At 71.5% G+C, this 15,544-nt stretch carries 15 protein-coding genes; 5 read left to right on the top strand and 10 right to left on the bottom strand.

Features of this window, described 5'->3' with window-relative positions; translation table 11 throughout:
* Positions 1-23: 23 nt before the first annotated feature.
* From E3O41_RS08715 to E3O41_RS08705, 3 genes are read right to left on the bottom strand one after another with little or no spacing between them, the layout of a single operon-like run.
* A complete protein-coding gene (locus E3O41_RS08715; RefSeq protein WP_067027206.1) occupies positions 24-659 on the bottom strand; it encodes a hypothetical protein in 636 nt (211 codons plus the stop codon).
* On the bottom strand, positions 656-3,082 hold the full coding sequence (locus tag E3O41_RS08710) for a glycoside hydrolase family 3 protein (RefSeq protein WP_067027204.1): 2,427 nt from the start codon (positions 3,080-3,082) through the stop codon (positions 656-658). The genes E3O41_RS08715 and E3O41_RS08710 overlap by 4 nt, the downstream gene beginning before the upstream one ends.
* The gene (locus tag E3O41_RS08705) at positions 3,079-5,970 is read right to left on the bottom strand and encodes a beta-glucosidase (protein WP_240482453.1); all 2,892 of its coding nucleotides are present in this window, start codon (positions 5,968-5,970) and stop codon (positions 3,079-3,081) included. The genes E3O41_RS08710 and E3O41_RS08705 overlap by 4 nt, the downstream gene beginning before the upstream one ends.
* Before the next feature lie 230 nt (positions 5,971-6,200).
* Between E3O41_RS08705 and E3O41_RS08700 the strand changes: the two genes are divergently transcribed.
* On the top strand, positions 6,201-7,799 hold the full coding sequence (locus E3O41_RS08700; RefSeq protein ID WP_067027200.1) for an ABC-F family ATP-binding cassette domain-containing protein: 1,599 nt from the start codon (positions 6,201-6,203) through the stop codon (positions 7,797-7,799).
* Positions 7,800-7,926: 127 nt separating this feature from the next.
* Here E3O41_RS08700 and E3O41_RS08695 read toward each other — a convergent pair whose 3' ends face one another.
* The 3 genes from E3O41_RS08695 to E3O41_RS08685 are packed head-to-tail and all read right to left on the bottom strand — an operon-like array spanning position 7,927 to position 9,325.
* A complete protein-coding gene (locus E3O41_RS08695; protein ID WP_067027198.1) occupies positions 7,927-8,742 on the bottom strand; it encodes an SURF1 family cytochrome oxidase biogenesis protein in 816 nt (271 codons plus the stop codon).
* Positions 8,743-8,759: 17 nt separating this feature from the next.
* Positions 8,760-8,969, bottom strand: a complete 210-nt coding sequence (locus E3O41_RS08690) for a hypothetical protein (protein ID WP_067027196.1) — start codon at positions 8,967-8,969, stop codon at positions 8,760-8,762.
* A complete protein-coding gene (locus E3O41_RS08685; RefSeq protein ID WP_240482452.1) occupies positions 8,966-9,325 on the bottom strand; it encodes a DUF3099 domain-containing protein in 360 nt (119 codons plus the stop codon). The genes E3O41_RS08690 and E3O41_RS08685 overlap by 4 nt, the downstream gene beginning before the upstream one ends.
* Positions 9,326-9,402: 77 nt before the next feature.
* On the opposite strand from E3O41_RS08685, the gene fabG reads away from it, so the two are divergent.
* Positions 9,403-10,113 carry a 3-oxoacyl-ACP reductase FabG gene (fabG, locus tag E3O41_RS08680; RefSeq protein ID WP_067027193.1) on the top strand — a complete coding sequence of 237 codons (711 nt, stop codon included), beginning with the start codon at positions 9,403-9,405 and terminating at the stop codon, positions 10,111-10,113.
* A 345-nt stretch (positions 10,114-10,458) separates the two neighbouring features.
* On the opposite strand, the gene E3O41_RS08675 is transcribed toward fabG, so the two are convergent.
* Both E3O41_RS08675 and serB read right to left on the bottom strand, forming a co-directional pair.
* Positions 10,459-11,271 (bottom strand): SDR family oxidoreductase, encoded by an 813-nt coding sequence (locus tag E3O41_RS08675; RefSeq protein ID WP_067027191.1) that lies wholly within the window; start codon positions 11,269-11,271, stop codon positions 10,459-10,461.
* 43 nt (positions 11,272-11,314) lie between these two features.
* On the bottom strand, positions 11,315-11,953 hold the full coding sequence (gene serB, locus E3O41_RS08670) for a phosphoserine phosphatase SerB (RefSeq protein ID WP_067027396.1): 639 nt from the start codon (positions 11,951-11,953) through the stop codon (positions 11,315-11,317).
* Positions 11,954-12,009: 56 nt separating this feature from the next.
* Here serB and E3O41_RS08665 point away from each other — a divergent pair, with 56 nt between their 5' ends.
* Positions 12,010-12,798 (top strand): ABC transporter ATP-binding protein, encoded by a 789-nt coding sequence (locus E3O41_RS08665; protein ID WP_067027189.1) that lies wholly within the window; start codon positions 12,010-12,012, stop codon positions 12,796-12,798.
* 91 nt (positions 12,799-12,889) lie between these two features.
* The gene (locus tag E3O41_RS08660) at positions 12,890-13,138 is read left to right on the top strand and encodes a type B 50S ribosomal protein L31 (protein WP_067027394.1); all 249 of its coding nucleotides are present in this window, start codon (positions 12,890-12,892) and stop codon (positions 13,136-13,138) included.
* Positions 13,139-13,221: 83 nt separating this feature from the next.
* Here E3O41_RS08660 and E3O41_RS08655 read toward each other — a convergent pair whose 3' ends face one another.
* Positions 13,222-13,926 (bottom strand): 3'-5' exonuclease, encoded by a 705-nt coding sequence (locus E3O41_RS08655; protein WP_067027392.1) that lies wholly within the window; start codon positions 13,924-13,926, stop codon positions 13,222-13,224.
* Positions 13,927-14,153: 227 nt separating this feature from the next.
* Between E3O41_RS08655 and E3O41_RS08650 the strand changes: the two genes are divergently transcribed.
* Positions 14,154-15,032, top strand: coding sequence for an alpha/beta fold hydrolase (locus E3O41_RS08650; RefSeq protein ID WP_067027187.1), 879 nt, complete (start codon positions 14,154-14,156; stop codon positions 15,030-15,032).
* A gap of 3 nt (positions 15,033-15,035) precedes the next feature.
* Here the strand turns inward: E3O41_RS08650 and E3O41_RS08645 are convergent, their stop codons facing one another.
* Entirely contained in the window at positions 15,036-15,512 is a 477-nt protein-coding gene (locus E3O41_RS08645; protein WP_067027185.1) for an Lrp/AsnC family transcriptional regulator, read from the bottom strand.
* Between the last annotated feature and the right edge of the window lie 32 nt (positions 15,513-15,544).

The following is a 15,544-nucleotide window of genomic DNA, read 5'->3' as shown; positions in this document are numbered from 1 at the left end:
CTACTGACGCGCTGCCGTCGCCATCATGATGCGCGGGGGGCGTCCGCCCTCTCGTCCGCGCCGTCCTGCTCGGGCACCTGGCGGAAGATGACGCGGAAGATCGGGTAGAAGACCCAGAACGAGATCGCGGCGTTGATGATCATGGTCACCACGTCGGCGATCGTCTCGCCCGTGCCGCCCCAGCCCCACGTGGAGATGAGCAGCTCGTAGATGGGCGCCTTGTAGAAGCCCTGCGCCGCCGCCGCGAGGAACGTGATCACGACGTAGGCGATGGCGTACCAGAACGCCGCGCGCCAGATCGAGGTGTTCGACTTGAACGTGATGTTGCGCTGCGCGAAGAAGTTGATCACCTGGGCGATCAGCAGGGTGATCTGCACGGCGAGGAAGTACGCCAGCCCGCCGCCGCCGGCGGGAAGCTCGCCCGCGGCGTAGTCGAACATGTAGTACTGGCTGCCGTCGACGTTCGAGCCGATCGGGAACACTCGGAAGTCCACGTTCACGAGGTCGGTGAAGGTGTCGAAGCCCCAGCGGAACAGGGGCATCAGCGCCAGCTGCAGCACGGTGACGCCGTTGGAGAGCACGAAGAACACGAGGAACTTCGACAGCTCCGGGTGGTCGGTCGCGAAGCGCCCCCATCGGCTCCGGATCGCGGCGATCATCGTGCCCCTCCACTCTGCGCCTCGAACTGCGCCTTCGTTCGCCTCTCGGCCCGTCGCCCCCGCACGAACGCGGCGATGAGCTGACCGGCCCCGCGGAAGAAGCGGCCGTTGACGAGCGTGAGCACGCCGTCCACGAACTCGGGCGTGAGCATGCCGCCCGACATGTTCCCGATCGAGCGGAACGGCATGTTGAGCAGGAAGATCATGTTGATGTCGGCCCGGCCCCGCCGGTCGGCGGCGCGGCGCCGGCCGTCGAGGATCCGGAAGGCGAGCCGCGCGACCGGGCTCTTCGCCGTCTCCATGCGCAGCAGCGGGTCGGTGACGGTGAGCTCCCGCGACGGCGCCGGGCGGGGCGCGGGGTGACCCAGCAGCGCCTCGAACGCGGCGTCGGTGACGGCGGCGATGTCGGCGGCGGCGTACGGGGCGAGCGCGGCGGGGAGCGCGCCCGCCGCCACGGTGCCGGCGATCTCGAGCGTCGCGGTGAGGCGGATGTCGCGCACGTGCGCGCCCACGCGCACCTCGTACGTGCCGGCCTCGATCTCCCAGGCGCCGGAGCGGACGTCCCAGAACCGGAACGCGCGCTCGCCGAGGGGCACGACCACCTCGGCCGAGGCGCCGGGCTCGAGGCGGACCTTGCGGAACCCGCGCAGCTCGAGCGCCGGCCGCACCGCCGCGCTGTCGCCCACGCGGGCGATGTAGACCTGCGGCACCTCAGCGGCCGCGACGGCTCCCGTGTTCTCGATCGTGAACCGGGCCTCGGCCTCGGTGACGACGAGGTCGCGGTAGGCGAAGGTGGTGTAGGTGAGGCCGAAGCCGAAGGGGAACGCGACGTCGGCGCCCGCCGTCTCGTAGTACCGGTAGCCGACGAGCGGGCCCTCGCGGTACTCCGCCACGGGGCCGGCGGCGGGGAAGAGGCCCGCAGTGGGCGCATCGGCCAGGCGCACCGGGAAGGTCTCGGCCAGGCGCCCGCTCGGGGCGACCGCGCCCGTGAGCACGTCGAGCAGGCCCTCGGCGCCCGCCTGGCCGCCCAGCGATCCATGCACGAGCGCGTCGACCTCGCCGGCCCACGCCGTCTCCACCGCGCCTCCCGCGCTGAGCACCACCACGACGCGGGTGCCCGTGCGCACCACGGCGCGCAGCGTCTCGAGCTGCGCGGCGGGAAGCTCGAGGGTGCGGCGATCGATGCCCTCGGACTCGGCGTTCTCGGGCAGGCCGAGGCACACGATCGCGACGTCGGCCGCGCGGGCCGCGGCGGCCGCGTCCTCGCGCAGGGCGGCGTCGGGGGTGCCGTCGCGCCGGAAGCCCGGCGCGTGGCGCACGAGCTGCAGGTCGCTGCCGGCGACGGCGTCGACGAGGTTGGTGACGCGGGTGGCGTTCACGAGCGACGACCCGGCGCCCTGGTACCGCGGCGTCCGCGCGAAGTCGCCGATGAGCGCCACGCGCGTGCCGGGGGCGAGGGGGAGCAGCGCCCCCTCGTTGCGCAGCAGCACGGCGCTCTCCGCGGCCGCGCGGCGCGCGAGCGCGTGATGGGCCTCGAGGTCGACCGTGACGGGCGCGGCGGCGGTGGTGCGGTCGACGAGGCGCAGGACCTCCTCGACGCGGGCGTCCAGATCGGCCACGTCGAGCTCGCCGCTCTCGACCGCCTCGACGATCCGGCGGGCGGAGGCGAACCCGGGGGAGGGCATCTCGAGGGTCCCGCCGGCGCGCATGGCGGCGACCGGGTCGTTGCCGCCGCCCCAGTCGCTGATCACGGCGCCGTCGAAGCCCCACTCGTCGCGGAGGATGTCGCCGAGCAGGTGCGCGTTCTCGTGGGCATAGGTTCCGCCGACGAGGTTGTACGACGACATGATCGCCCAGGGGTGGCTTTCGCGCACGACGGTCTCGAACGCGGCCAGGTAGATCTCGCGCAGCGTGCGCTCGTCGACGACCGAGTCGCTGGCCATGCGGCGCAACTCCTGGCTGTTGGCGGCGAAGTGCTTGGGCGTGGCGGCGACGCCCGCGCCCTGGATGCCGCGCACGTAGGCGGCGGCGAGGCGGCCGGAGACCTCGGGGTCCTCCGAGAAGTACTCGAAGTTGCGGCCGCCGGTGGGGCTGCGCTTGATGTTCAGGCCGGGGCCCAGCAGCACGTTGACGCCCTGGGCGCGGGCCTCGCGGCCGAGGGCGGAGCCGATCTCCTCGGCGAGCTCCTCGTCCCACGAGTTGGCGACGGCGGCGGCCGTCGGGAAGCACGTCGCCGGCTCGGATCCCGCCAGGCCGAGGTGATCGGCGGCCCCGGTCTGCCGACGGACCCCGTGGGGCCCGTCGGCGAGCCAGATCGAGGGGACCCCGAGGCGGGGCACCGCGCGGGTCTGCCACACGGTGCCGCCGCTCACGAGGGCGGCCTTCTCGAGGAGCCCGAGCCGGGCGACGCGCTCGTCGGTCATGCTGCCGGGACCTCCTCGACGGGACGGCTCTGCGCGTGGCGCCGCACGCGGACGACCACCCACACGATGCCGGCGAGCACGAGCACGCTCAGGGCGATCGTCGCCCACAGCACGCCCAGCTCCCACGGGGCCATGTGGTACGCCAGCGTGGCGCCCGGTGCCATGCCGTTCATGGCGTTGGAGTTGGCCACCGTGTACAGGATGTGGTGCATGGCCGTGCGCATGTTCTCGACGGCGGCGGCGCTCTCGGTGTCCTGCATGACCTTGGATCCGGCGAAGGTCAGCTGCAGGTCGGAGCCGGCGGCGATGCCCTGGTCGGCGTACATGTAGTCGTACAGGTTGAAGTCGGTGATGACGAAGCCGTCGAAGCCCCACTCACCGCGCAGGACGTCGGTCATCAGTGCCGTCGATCCGCCCGCCCAGGTGGTGCCGAGCAGGTTGAACGAGCTCATCATGCCGAGCGCGCCGACCTCCGCCGTCTGCCGCGTGCCCTCGGCGTCGAGGTAGGGGACCTCGCCGGAGGTGTTCTTCACGTAGCCCTCGAACGCCTTGAAGTACAGCTCGCGCATCGTCTGCTCGGTCGCCCAGGTGGCCAGGCCCTTGCCGTTGACGCGGTTGGTCTCCTGGTCGTTCAGCGCGAAGTGCTTCGTCATCGTGTAGACGCCGCGCTTCAGCGCGCCGTCGGCGACGGCCGTGGCGAGCTTGCTCGAGATGATCGGGTCCTCCGAGTAGTACTCGAAGTTGCGTCCGGCGAAGGGCGAGCGGTGCAGGTTCACCGCCGGGGCGTACCAGCCGTTGGCGCCCATCGTGAGCGCCTCGTTGCCGACCGAGACGCCCATCTCGCGGGCCAGCTCGACGTTCCAGGTCTGGCCGATGAGGTACTCGGACGGGAACGCGGTGCCCGTCCACAGGCCCGGGTTGATGAACGAGCTGAAGCCGGCGGGGCCGTCCAGGTCGTTCGTGCGGATCTTGCCGATCTCGGGGATGGCGGCCGTGTTGTAGGCGCCCGACAGCAGCACCTCGGTCATGTCCTCGACGGTGAGCTGATCGAGCAGCTCGTCCCACTTCGGGTCGTCTGCGGGCAGGCCGCGCAGGTCGATGAGCGACAGGCCGTTGTCGGCGCCGGTCGTGGGCATCTCCGCGTCGGACTCGGCGTTCACGGCCTCGGCGTCGTACGGCTCGAAGCCGGCCACGACGGCGTCGCTCGCGACGAAGTCCTCGCCCTCGGGGGCGCTCGGGAAGGTGCCGGCGAAGTCGGCGCGCGAGAACTCCGTGCGGTTCTCGTCGAACGCGGCCGAGACGTCGTCGAAGCGGTTGACCGCCGGGATCTCGTCGCTGGCGCGGCCGTCGACGTAGGCGATCGTCTCGTCGACCGTGTAGGTGATCGGCTCGACGCCCGCGGCGAGGGTGTGCGAGTCGGTCTGCAGCTTGAGCTCGTAGTCGCCCTGCTCGAGGACGTACGCGCCCGCGCCGCGCCAGTCGTACGAGGCCATGTCCTCGACGGCGAGCGTGACGGTGACCGTCTCGGTCTGGCCCGGCTCGATGAGCGGGGTCTTCACGAAGTCGCCGAGCACGACGTGCGCCTTCTCGATGCCGCCGGGCGTGTACGGAGCGGTGTAGTACAGCTGCACGACGTCCTTGCCCGCGACGTCGCCGGTGTTGGTCACGGCCACGTCGATCGAGATCTCGCCGTCGACATCGCCGAGCTCCTGGCCGGTCACGGCCCACGAGAACTGCGTGTAGCTCAGGCCGTAGCCGAACGGGTACACGACGGCCTCGTCGTAGTCGATGAAGCCCTCGACGGCCGCGGTCTCGTAGTAGCGGTAGCCGACGTAGATGCCCTCCTCGTAGTCGACGAAGTAGGCGTCCTCGATGTTCTCGTAGGCGTAGTCCCCGAAGTTGGCGAACGTGGGGTCGGCGGTGAAGTCGCGCGCGAACAGGTCGACGGTGTGGCCCGAGGGGTTCACGTCGCCGTTCAGAATCGACCCGAGGGCCTGGAAGCCGTTGGCGCCGGGGGAGCCGACGAGCAGGAGGCCGTCGATCTCCGGGTCGTCCTCGAGCGTGCCGAGCTCGAACGACGTCGAGGCGTTCACGAGCACGATGACGTTGTCGAAGTGCTCCTTGGCGAGGTTCAGGGTGTCGATCTCGTCGGCGTTCAGCTCGAGCTGGTGGGTGCCCGGCTCGGCGCGGTCGTCCCACGCGGTCATGTCGGTGGCGAGGTCGCCGCCCTCGCCGCCGCCGCGGCCGATGACGACGATCGCCGCGTCGCCGTACTCGCCGAACGAGTCGATCGCCGCGTCGGTGTAGTCGCTCACCGGCATCTCGCCGATGTTGTAGTTGGAGGCCTCCGGGTCGTCCATCACGATGTTCGTGCGGCCGCCGTCGGCGGGGGCGTTGTCGGCGGCGAAGTCCGCGAGCAGCTCGTACACCGTGTCGTTGACGGTGAAGCCGCCGGCCTCGATGCCCGCGCGGATGTTCGTCGCGCTCGTCGTGTCGGCGGTGCCCGAACCGGAGCCGCCGTAGATCGGGTCGGCGGCGCCGCGGCCGAGCAGCGTCACGGCGCCGGGCGCGAGCGGGAGGGCGCCGTTGTTCTTGACGAGGGTCATGCCCTCCTCGGCGATCTCCACGACCGTCTCGGTCGAGGCCGCCTTGGCCTCCTCGACGGTGGCGTGGTCGCCCTCGTAGTAGGTGGTGTCCCAGTCCTGCGTCTCGGCGGTGTTCTGGATCTCCCAGGTGCCGGCGCCCATGTATGACTCGATGGCGCTGCGGAACATGCCGATCGCGACGTTCGCTCCGATGATCACCACCGTCACGAAGGCGAGGATCGGGATCCAGATCCAGAGGAACTTCCTGTTGCTCATCGGCTTCTTCGCCGTCGTGTCGCTCACGTGCTGCTCTCCTTGCAGTTCCCCGCGCCCCTGCATCCGTGCAGGGGCGTCCGGTGATAGGGGCCTTCTCGACATCTCAGCAGCCGGGGTGAGGACGTCGCGCTCACCGTACAGAATCTGTCGTCTGAGGCGCATAACCTGTCGTCCCGCCGCGTTCACGGGGTGCGCGACGTAGGATGGGAGGCTGGCGCGCTCGCGCCGCATCCCCGGGAAAGATCGGACGTTCCGCTGTGCTTGCCGTGCATGACCTCGAGATCCGCGTCGGCGCGCGCATGCTCATGTCCGGCGTGACGTTCCGCGTCGGGCCCGGCGACAAGGTCGGTCTCGTCGGCCGCAACGGCGCCGGCAAGACCACGCTGACGAAGGTGCTCGCGGGCGACCTCATCCCGTCCGACGGGCGTGTGGAGCGCTCCGGCGAGCTCGGCTACCTGCCGCAGGACCCCCGCTCGGGCGATCCCGAGGAGCTGGCCCGCACGCGCATCCTCGACGCCCGCGGCCTCGGCTCGCTGCAGCTGGGCATGGCGAAGGCCACCGAGGAGATGGGATCGGACGACCCGAAGGTCGCCGAGAAGGCGATGAAGCGCTTCGGCAACCTCATGGAGCGTTTCGAGTCGCTCGGCGGGTACGCCGCCGAGGCCGAGGCCGCCGTGATCGCCAACAACCTCTCGCTTCCCGATCGCATCCTGGACCAGCCGCTCAAGACGCTCTCCGGCGGCCAGCGCCGCCGCATCGAGCTCGCGCGCATCCTGTTCTCGGACGCGGGCACGATGATCCTCGACGAGCCGACCAACCACCTCGACGCCGACAGCGTCGTGTGGCTGCGGGAGTTCCTCAAGTCGTACCGCGGCGGCCTGATCGTGATCAGCCACGACGTCGACCTGGTGGAGGAGACGGTGAACCGGGTCTTCTACCTCGACGCCAACCGTCAGGTCATCGACATCTACAACATGGGCTGGAAGCACTACCTGCGCCAGCGCGTGGCCGACGAGGAGCGCCGCAAGAAGGAGCGGGCCAACGCCGAGAAGAAGGCGTCGGTGCTGCAGCAGCAGGCCGCCCGCTTCGGCGCGAAGGCGTCGAAGGCCGCCGCCGCGCACCAGATGGTCGCGCGCGCCGAGAAGCTCCTGTCGGGGCTCGAGGAGGTGCGCCAGGAGGACCGGGTCGCCAAGCTGCGCTTCCCGAAGCCGGCGCCCTGCGGCAAGACGCCGCTCATGGCGTCGTCGCTGTCGAAGTCGTACGGCGCGCTCGAGATCTTCGCGGGCGTGGACCTGGCGATCGACCGCGGCTCGAAGGTGGTCGTGCTCGGCCTCAACGGCGCCGGCAAGACCACGATGCTGCGCATCCTCGCCGGGGTCGACAAGAGCGACACCGGCCGGATCGAGCCCGGCCACGGCCTCAAGATCGGCTACTACGCGCAGGAGCACGAGAACCTCGACGTGAACCGGTCGGTGCTCGAGAACATGATCTCGGCCGCCCCGGACCTCAACGAGACCGAGGCGCGGAAGGTGCTCGGATCGTTCCTGTTCACCGGCGACGACGTGCTCAAGCCGGCGGGGGTGCTGTCGGGCGGCGAGAAGACGCGCCTGTCGCTGGCGACGCTCGTCGTCTCGAGCGCCAACGTGCTGCTGCTCGACGAGCCGACGAACAACCTCGACCCCGCCTCGCGCGACGAGATCCTCGGCGCGCTCGCGCACTACGAGGGCGCAGTCGTGCTCGTCTCGCACGACGAGGGCGCCGTCGAGGCGCTGAACCCGGAGCGCGTGCTGCTGCTGCCCGACGGCGTCGAGGACATCTGGAACAAGTCCTACCTCGACCTCATCACCCTGGCCTGACGCTCGGGTCGCGGTGGTCGCTTCCTCTTCGCGGCTGCGCCGCTTCGTTCAGCAACCGATGGGGTGGACACCCGGTTGCTGAACGGAGGCGCGAAGCGCCGCAGATGATGCGACCAGCCGGAACCGGTCAGGCGTCGAGGAGGGCGTCCTCCTCGTCGGCGTCGCGATCGCGGCGCGCGGGGCGCTTCGGTCGCGGCGCGGGCAGCTCGTCGTCCTCGTCGTCGGGATCGTCCTGCTCGCGCGCGGCCGCGATCTCGGTGCGGATGATGTAGCCGATGAACACGAAGCCCATCACGGCGAAGAGGATCCACTGGATCGCATACGACAGGTGGGGGCCGGGGTCCTCGGTCGGCGGCGTCAGCTCGCCCGGCCGCTCGGCCGGGGCCGGCTCCTCGGACACCATGATCCCGTAGGCGCTCACGATCGTCTCGTCGCCCGTGAACTCCGCCACCGAGGGCAGGTGCAGGGTCGGCAGCTGGCCCTCGGGCGCGCTGCGCCCGGAGCTCGGCAGCGCCTCTCCCGGACGCAGCCGGGCGATCACGGTGACCTCACCGCGCGGCGCTTCCGGGACGGCCTCGGGAACCGATTCGTCGCCCGGCGGCACCCAGCCGCGGTCGACGACGACGATCCGTCCGTCGGCCAGGCGCAGGGGCACGAGCACCTCGAACGCCGCGGTGCCGCCCTGGGGGCGGTTGCGCACGAGCAGCTGCTCGTCGTGCAGGTACTCGCCGCGCAGGATCACGGGGCGCCACTCGTCGCCGGCGTCGAAGTCGTCGGTGCCGGCGATGACGTCCTCGATCGGTACGGGGTCGGCGTCGTAGTTGGCCTCGACGAGGGCGATCATCGCGGACCGCTCCTCGTTGCGCGAGAACTGCCAGTGCGACAGGAACGCGCACGCGACGGCGAACAGCGCGGCCACGAGCCCGTACACGGTCCACCGCATCGCAGGGGAGCTGTTCCTCACGAGTGCACCCCCTCGACGACCTCGAGCGGGAAGTCCCGGCTGCGCAGGAAATCCCGCAGGTAGTCGACGTGCTCGTCGCACGCCAGCCACACCTTGCGCCGTTCGGGAGCGTGGATGCGCGGGTTGCGCCAGCGGATGCTCCACGTCGCCGCCGCGCGGCAGCCGGCCCGCGAGCACGTGGGCTCGAGCGGATCGAATCCGATCACGATGTCTCGTCCTCCGGTCGCGGCGCGGGGCGCTCGGCGATGCGGATGACGGTCGGGGCGTCGTCCTCCGGCGCGGCGGGCGGGGCCTCCAGCTGCGCGAGCGTCGGGTTCTCGGCGGTCGTGACGCGGCGGCCTGAGGCCGCGTTCGCGATGACGACGGCGATGTACGGGAGGGCGATCGCGCCGACGGCGAAGAGCGCCGTGTGCCAGCCGTAGGGCACCACGACCGCGCACAGGATGATGCAGACGAGCCGCACCGCCATCGTCAGCAGGTAGTTGCGGATGCGCAGGTTCTCGTCGTCCTCCGGAGCCATCTCCAGGGACGTCGCTGCCTGGGGCCGAGACGCGCGCTTCACGATCCCTCCAGCCTACGTCGCCGCGGCCTGGCCGTAGGCTGGTGGGCGGTCCCGATCCCGAGCCAGGAGGCATATTCGTGAGCACCGACAGCGTCGTCCTCGTCACCGGCGGCAACCGCGGCATCGGCCGCGCCATCGCCGAGCGCTTCGTGCGCGACGGTCACCGCGTGGCCGTCACCGCGCGCAGCGGCGAGGGCCCCGAGGGCACGCTCACGGTGCAGGCCGACGTCACCGACGGCGCATCGCTCGACGCCGCGATCGCGCGCATCGAGGCCGAGCTCGGCCCCGTGACCACCGTCGTCGCCAACGCGGGCATCACCCGCGACACCCTGCTCATGCGCATGAGCGACGACGACTTCGACGCCGTCATCGACACCAACCTCGGCGGCGCCTTCCGCACCGTCAAGCGCGCGATCAAGAGCATGATCAAGGCCCGCCGCGGCCGCATCATCCTCATCTCCAGCGTGAGCGGCCTGTTCGGCGTGGCCGGGCAGGCGAACTACTCCGCGTCGAAGGCCGGCCTCGTCGGCTTCGCGCGCGCCGTCACGCGCGAGCTGGGCGGACGCGGCATCACCGCCAACGTCGTCGCGCCGGGCTTCATCGAGAGCGACATGACCGCCGAGCTCGACGAGGCCACGCAGGCGTCGTACAAGAAGCAGATCCCCGCCGGCCGCTACGGCTCGGCCGAGGAGGTCGCCGGCGTCGTGGCCTGGCTCGCCTCCGACGACGCCGCGTACATCTCCGGCGCCGTCATCCCCGTCGACGGCGGCCTCGGCATGGGCCACTGACCCGCCCGCTTCGCCCTGACGCGCGGTTCGACTCGGCAGGTTTCGACTCGGCGCGCCTGGGGTGAGGTTTCGACTCGCTTCGCTCGCTCAACCCGTCTCCGCTCCGCTCGCTTCGCTCGGTCGACGAGCCCGGGTGGTCGCCGCCCCCGACGAGCCGCACAACCCAGGCTCGTCGACCGGAGCGCAGCGGAGTCGAGGCCTCGCACACCCCGCCCGTCGCTTGGCTCCGTCAACGAGCCGCACCCACCCGGGCTCGTCGACCGGAGCGGCGCAGCCGCGGAGCGGAGACGGGCCGAGCGGAGCGCAGCGGAGTCGAGGCCTCGCACACCTCGCTCCTCGACGGCGTCACGCGCGGCGGAAGCCGCCCTCGCTGTCGATGACCTGGCCGACCACCCACTCGCCGTCGTCGCTGACGAGCCAGCCGATCAGCCGGGCCGGGTCCTCCGGGGTGCCGAATCGGCCGGAGGGGAAGCGCCCCCGCAGCCACTCGATCGTGGCGTCATCGAACCCGTTGCCCGGATCGAGGAACCCCGTGTTCACCGGGCCGGGGTTGACGGTGTTGAGCACGATGCCCTGGTCGGCGAGCTCGTCGGCGACGGTCATCGTGATGCCCGCGAGGGCGGCCTTCGCGGCCGCGTAGGCGACCTCGCCGCGCATCGGCCCCTTGCCCTGCCCCGACGTCATCCAGATCACCCGCCCGCCCGGCCGCGCGGCGTCGTGCCGGGCCGCGAAGGCCTTCGTCGCGAGCAGCACCGACCTCGCGTCGGTGGCCCAGTGGGCGTCGAGCTCGGCGATCCCGATGTCAGCCAGGGTGCCGTCCGTGCCGGACATCGCGTGATTGCACACGAGGATGTCGAGCGGTCCCGCCACGTCGATCGCGCGCGCGATCAGCTGCTCCGGCGCATCGGGGAGGGCCAGGTCGCCCGGCAGATCCCATAGCCGCGCCCCGGCCGCGAGGTGCGGTTCGATGGAGGCGCGCACCGCGGCGAGCTCGTCGGCGCCCCACGGCTGCTCCACGTCGTGCGGGCGGTGGTGGTGGATGACGACGCTCGCGCCCATGGCCGCGAGGCGGCGGGCGACGGCGGCGCCGATGCCGCCGACGCGGCTGGCGCCGGTGATCAGCGCGGTGCGACCGCGCAGTGCTGACGACGTGGACACGAGACCTCCCGGGCGGACCTGCTCCCGGAAGTCTGCCAGGCGCTCAGGGAAGAAGCGGCAGCACCTGCGCCAGGTCGACGGGGCCGATCACGACGGGCGCCTGCGCGCGGACCGTCGGCTTCGCGTTGAAGGCGAGGCCGAGGCCCGCGGCGCCGATCATGAGCAGGTCGTTGGCGCCGTCGCCGATCGCGATCGTCCGGTGCATCGCGACGCCGTGGGCGGCGGCCCACGCGGTCAGCTGCGCGGCCTTCGCGGCCGCGTCGACGATCGGGCCGTCGACCTCGCCGGTGAGCGCCCCGTCGGCGACGGCGAGCCGGTTGGCGCGCCACACGTCCACGCCGAGCGCCGGCGCGACGTCGTCGAGGATCTCGTGGAAACCGCCCGAGACCACACCCACGAGGCCGCCGCGGGCGTGCACGCCATCGATGAGCTCGCGCACCCCGGGCGTCGGCTCGATCCGCGCCCGCACCCGCGCGAACGCCGAGGTCGGCACGCCGGTGAGCACCTTCACCCGCGCCCGCAGGCTCGTCGCGAAGTCGACCTCGCCGCGCATGGCGGCCTCGGTGGCGGCGGCCACCTCCGCGCCGCGTCCGGCCTCGTCGGCGAGCAGCTCGATGACCTCGTTGCGGATGAGGGTGGAGTCGGCGTCGAGGACGACGAGGAAGCGCGCGGTCACGGGGATCGAGCATATCGGTGCGGATGTCGGCGCCGTGCCCCGTGCTCGGTAGGCTGAACGGCATGGCAACCCCCGTGCTCTCGTTCTCCGATGTCGTCGTCCGCCGCGGGACCCGCAACATCGTGGACGGCGTCACCTGGAGCGTGAACGACGACGAACGCTGGGTGGTGCTCGGCCCCAACGGCGCCGGCAAGACGACGCTGCTGCAGCTGGCCGACACGCTCATGCACCCCACCTCGGGCACGGTCACGATCCTCGACGAGCAGCTCGGCCGCACCGACGTGTTCGAGCTGCGCCCCCGCATCGGCTTCGCGTCGACGGCGCTGGCGCGTCAGATCCCGCACGACGAGACCGTGCTCAACGTCGTGATGACCGCGGCGTTCTCGGTGATGGGCCGCTGGAACGAGCAGTACGAGAGCGTGGACGAGCGCCGCGCGCTGCGCGTGCTGCGCGACTGGCAGCTCGATCACCTCGCCGATCGGCTGTTCGGCACGCTCAGCGACGGCGAGCGCAAGCGCGTGCAGATCGCCCGCGCGATTATGACCGACCCCGAGCTGCTGCTGCTGGACGAGCCCACCGCGAGCCTCGACCTCGGCTCGCGCGAGGTGCTCCTGGCGCTGCTGTCGGAGTACGCGAAGTCGCCCACGACGCCCGCGATCGTCATGGTCACCCACCACGTGGAGGAAATCCCGGTCGGCTTCACCCACGTGCTGCTGCTGCGCGACGGGGGAGTGGTCGCGGCCGGCCCGATCGCCGAGACCCTCACGCCGGAGAACCTGTCGGCGGCCTTCGGCATGCAGATCGCCCTCGCCTCGGCCGGCGGGCGCTACGCGGCCCGCGCCCGGGTCTGACGTATCCGATCGGGTCTGCTAGACTTGATCGCTGGTGCCGTGGCACCCACAGACTTTCCTCTTGATCACCCGCTCCCGCAAGGACATCCGAATGAAGACTGACATCCACCCCGAGTACAAGGCGATCGTGTTCCGCGACCTCGGTTCGGGCGAGACGTTCCTGACGCGCTCGACCGCGACCAGCGACAAGACGATCGAGCTCGACGGCGTCGAGTACCCGGTGATCGATGTCGAGATCTCGTCGGCGTCGCACCCGTTCTACACGGGCAAGCAGCGCATCATGGACTCGGCCGGTCGCGTCGAGAAGTTCAACCAGCGCTTCAAGAACTTCGGCAAGTAAACAGCCGATCCACGAGGGCCCCGCTTCGGCGGGGCCTTCGTTGTTCCCGGGATCGTCGGTGACGCCGATGGTGAGGGTACGCCTCAGCGGATGGGCCAGCTGCCGTCGACGACGGCGTCGATGCGGCCGATCCGCACGAAGTACTCCGTGAGGCTCTCGGCCTGGGCGCGCGCCCAGCCGATCTGCCGGGTGTGCAGCTCCTCGACCGTGTCGGGCAGCGCGTCGGCGTAGCGCTCGGCGATCGCCAGGGCCACGCGGCCGGCGGCGATCGCGTCGGCGGAGGCCTCGTGCGCGGCGTCGAGCGCCACGGCGTAGTGGGCCGCGACGACATCGAGGGTGCGCTTGCCCTTGCGGTATCGGTCGACGGTCTTGTCGATGACGAGCGGGTCGATCACCGGGCTCGGGTCGACGATCGGGTCGATCCCATGCCGCTGCGCCTCGTGCTTGAGCATCGACAGGTCGAACGACGCGTTGTAGGCGACCACGGGGATGCCGCCCGCGAGGATCGTGCGCAGCGCCGAGACGATCTCGCCCACCACCTCGGCGGCGGGGCGCCCCTCGGCGCGCGCGGTCTCGGTGGTGATGCCGTGCACCGCCGTGGCGCCCTCGGGGATCTCGATGCCGGGGTCGGCCAGCCACGACTCGGCGTGGATGACCTCGCCCGAGGCATCGAGCAGGCCCACGTACGCGGTCACGATCCGGTCGTTCTCGACGTCGACGCCCGTGGTCTCGAGGTCGAACACCGCCACGCGGTCGAGCAGGCGCGTCGAGCGCTCGGCCCGCCCCATCGCGGTCTCGTCGGCGACCGGCGCAGGCGCGACCGTCGCGGTGACCACGGTCACGGCCGTCTCGACCACGACCGGCTCCGGATCCGCCGCGGCCGGCGCGTCGAGTTCGTCGAGGTCGAACAGCGGCGGCGGGTCGGGCCAGCGGTCGGTCATACCCACACGCTAGGGCGGTGCGCCGACATTCCCCGGGCGGATCGTCGGCGCGTCGCCGTCCGTAGACTCGACGGGTGCCCGTCCCCTCGCCCTACGCCGACAAGCTCGCCCGCATCCCCGTCCGTCGGCGGGAGGCCCCGGTGCTCGGCGGCGTCACCGCGTACTGGGAGTACGGCCCGGCGGACGGGCCGACGATCATCGCCTATCACGGCTTCCGGGGCGACCACCACGGGCTCGAGCCCGTCGTGGCGCATCTGCCCCAGGTGCGGGTGATCATGCCGGACCTGCCGGGCTTCGGCGAGACGCCGCCGCTGCCGGGGCGCCGTCACGACCTCGACGCGTACGCCGAGTGGGCCACGCGCTTCGCGGAGGCGGTGGCGCCGGGGGCCGTGGTGCTCGGCCACTCGTTCGGGTCGATCGTGGCGTCGGCCGCCGTGGCGCGCGGACTCGACACGCCCCGGCTGATCCTCGTCAACCCGATCGGCGCGCCGGCGTTGGAGGGGCCGCGCGGCTTCTTCACCCGCCTGGCCGTGTTCTATTACGCCGCCGGTGCGAAGCTGCCCGCGCGGATCGGCACCTGGCTGCTGCGCACCCGGATCATCGTGCGGATCATGAGCATGACGATGGCCAAGACCCGCGACCGCGCCCTGCGCCGCTGGATCCACGAGGAGCACGATCGCTACTTCTCGGGCTTCGCCGACCGCGACGTGCTGAGCGAGGCGTTCGTCACGAGCGTGTCGCACGACGTGCGGGAGTCGGCGGGCCGGATCGCGCAGCCGACGCTGCTGATCGCGGCCGATCGCGATGACATCACGCCCATCGAGGCCGAACGCGTGCTGCGCGACATGTTCCCCGATGCCCGCCTGGTGGAGCTGGAGGGCGTGGGCCACCTCATCCACTACGAGAAGCCCGCGGAGGCCGCCGAGGCGATCCGCGACGTCCTGGGCGCGTAGCCGTCAGCGCCCCTCGCGCTTGGCGAGCTCCATGAGGCCGGTCACGCGATAGGGGATCGACTCGCTCATCACGAGCGACGTCTCGGCGCGCTCCACGCCCTCGATGCCCATGATGCGCGCGTCGACATCGAACAGGTGACGGGCGTCGCGGCAGGCGACGAACGTCATGAGGTCGGTCTGGCCGCTGAGCCCATGCACCTGCAGCACCTCGGGGATGCGCGACAGCTCCGAGATGATCTTCTGCAGGTGCGGCTGCCGCACGCCCACGGCGATGAACGCCTCGAGCGGGAAGCCGAGGGCCGCCGTGGAGATCGCGCGCTCGAACGACCGGAACGCGCCGGACTTCTCCAGGCGCGCCATGCGCGCCTGCACGGTGTTGCGGGAGAGGTGCAGTCGCTCCGCGAGCGCGACGACGGTAGCGCGCGGGTCCTCGCTCAGGGCGGCGAGGAGTTCGAGGTCGACGTGATCGAGCGTGGCCATGAGAATCGAGCCTAACAGTCGCGCCGGCACGA

Origin of the sequence: Microbacterium sediminis, from assembly GCF_004564075.1 — a bacterium.
GTDB lineage: Bacteria > Actinomycetota > Actinomycetes > Actinomycetales > Microbacteriaceae > Microbacterium > Microbacterium sediminis.
The sequence above is the reverse complement of the archived record's forward strand: the minus strand, read 5'-3'. Positions and strand labels throughout refer to the sequence as shown.

Bases quoted from the DNA above. Each gene is read 5' to 3' on its own strand.
- E3O41_RS08715 (WP_067027206.1), bottom strand. From the start codon at position 659: ATGATCGCCGCGATCCGGAGCCGATGGGGGCGCTTCGCGACCGACCAC.
- E3O41_RS08710 (WP_067027204.1), bottom strand. From the start codon at position 3,082: ATGACCGACGAGCGCGTCGCCCGGCTCGGGCTCCTCGAGAAGGCCGCC.
- E3O41_RS08695 (WP_067027198.1), bottom strand. From the start codon at position 8,742: ATGCGGTGGACCGTGTACGGGCTCGTGGCCGCGCTGTTCGCCGTCGCG.
- E3O41_RS08665 (WP_067027189.1), top strand. From the start codon at position 12,010: ATGGCAACCCCCGTGCTCTCGTTCTCCGATGTCGTCGTCCGCCGCGGG.
- E3O41_RS08660 (WP_067027394.1), top strand. From the start codon at position 12,890: ATGAAGACTGACATCCACCCCGAGTACAAGGCGATCGTGTTCCGCGAC.
- E3O41_RS08655 (WP_067027392.1), bottom strand. From the start codon at position 13,926: ATGGGGCGGGCCGAGCGCTCGACGCGCCTGCTCGACCGCGTGGCGGTG.
- E3O41_RS08645 (WP_067027185.1), bottom strand. From the start codon at position 15,512: ATGGCCACGCTCGATCACGTCGACCTCGAACTCCTCGCCGCCCTGAGC.